The 1707-nt window shown below is 38.0% G+C and carries 2 protein-coding genes; both read left to right on the top strand.

The annotated features are described in order from the left end of the window. Window positions 1-205 precede the first annotated feature (205 nt). Window positions 206-445: a hypothetical protein gene (locus tag P20652_RS06710; protein WP_008169933.1), complete on the top strand. Its 240-nt coding sequence runs from the start codon at window positions 206-208 to the stop codon at window positions 443-445. A 292-nt stretch (window positions 446-737) separates the two neighbouring features. Beyond that, a complete protein-coding gene (locus tag P20652_RS06715; protein ID WP_008169932.1) occupies window positions 738-1640 on the top strand; it encodes a hypothetical protein in 903 nt (300 codons plus the stop codon). The last annotated feature ends 67 nt before the right edge of the window (window positions 1641-1707 follow it).

Raw genomic sequence — 1707 nt, 5'->3', positions numbered from 1 at the left:
AAGCTGCTCAGTAAAACTATTTAGTAATAAATCACAACTGCATCATGCAGTTATTTTCGTGCATGTAATTTAGGTTTAACAGCGGTAATGTTTTATTTAATGAATTAAATAAAAGAAATAGATAAGGAAAGGTAAGTTTTTAACCTAAAAAGTAGATTTTATGGCACAGTTTAGCTTGAACAATTAGAGTGGCTGTCTAGTTTAATTGTTTTTACTGGCCGCGCTCGGGTTAGAATCAGGCGACCAAATAGAGCTTAAATTAGAGGCAACAGTTTATCCAAATGGCAAAGATCAAGCGACTATTCAAGGTTTTAATAGTACCTATGGCTTACCAATTGAGTATTACAAAGCGGATGAAAAATCTGGAGCATTATCTTGGGGTGATGACCGCAGGTACAGTCACCGTATTGGTCAAGTTATCAGCCAAGCAGTAATTAATTTATAAGAAGTAGATCGCGTAAAGGAGTAACTATGAACATAGATGATCAAAGATTAGAGGAAGAAAGAATATTCAATGAGCGAGCTGATCGCCTCATTGCTGAAGAGGAAGACGGTTTAACTCACGAAGAAAGAAAAAAATAAAAAGAGAAAACCGTATTAACGCAATTAAACAGTGGTGCGCTGAAAATCCTGGTCGAGACCCCGCTAGAGCGAAAGATAAAACCATAAAACAACTCGCTCTAGATGAAAAAGCGGTCGTCCGATTAGAAGAATTTAGAAAAAATAACCCTGAAAAAATGCTAGAAATCGAAAGGAGAGGCGATAACAAAAGTAAATACCGTGATAATAGACAAACCTACAATGAGCGACTACCAAGAGATTACTTACATAAAGACAGTTATGAAACGCGATTAAAAAAAGCCGAAGCACTCAATGGTTGCAGATTCAAAACTCGCACGTTTAAAAGTAAGCGTTTTACTGATGAATATTCAGCAGAGCTTGAATCCCCAGATAGTGGGTCAACACTTGAGGGACATTGGGTAGAGAGCGATGGTAAGCAGTTGGCTATTTCATGGTTTGGAGGGTGGTCAAATTTATTTACTGGTCTAAGCTTCTTGTTAATGGTCGCTGCAGTTCTGTTTTTTTTCGTTGATTTGGGTGTTATTGGCTTTGTGTGGGAGGATTATCGGTGGGTGCCATTTGCTATATACGCACCTATGTTTATTATAGGTTTTTATATGCTGAAACACCGGGCCATATTAGCGCACCGAGATAATTTTTATTTTAATCGTCATACCGGGCTTGTAAAAACTCCGCATACATTATTCAGAAAACCGTTTTATTTACCTTACGAAGATATTGTTTGCTATGGTGCAAATGAGCGTAATGTAGGCTCAGCCCGTGGTGGTTCACGCGTGTTTGTGTCTCTTATGGTGCCGTTAAAATACCCTAAACATTATCGCTTTACCAAGCCTACTTTTTATGTGGGTGGTTCAAATCGTGAATGGGATTCACTGGCATACGCCACAGCCATGACCTTTATGGATACATCAATCCCACTTGGCACTCATTTATATCAATCGATAGAGCATTACTTCAAAATCGATAAAGATATAACAGAAAAACACGCTTTTCCTGAGGAGCTAAAACCTTATTTAGACCCGGATGACTGCCAAGTAAACAGACATGAAGTTTGGTGATGTAAAAATAACGCTGAGCATAAATAGTAGCGTTACTTTATTAAAAACCAACCTTAAACAATAGAGC

Source organism: Pseudoalteromonas sp. BSi20652 (genome assembly GCF_000239855.1).
Lineage (GTDB): Bacteria > Pseudomonadota > Gammaproteobacteria > Enterobacterales > Alteromonadaceae > Pseudoalteromonas.
The sequence above is the reverse complement of the archived record's forward strand: the minus strand, read 5'-3'. Positions and strand labels throughout refer to the sequence as shown.

Coding starts and splice junctions, on each gene's coding strand:
- P20652_RS06715 (WP_008169932.1), top strand. CDS start 738: ATGCTAGAAATCGAAAGGAGAGGCGATAACAAAAGTAAATACCGTGAT.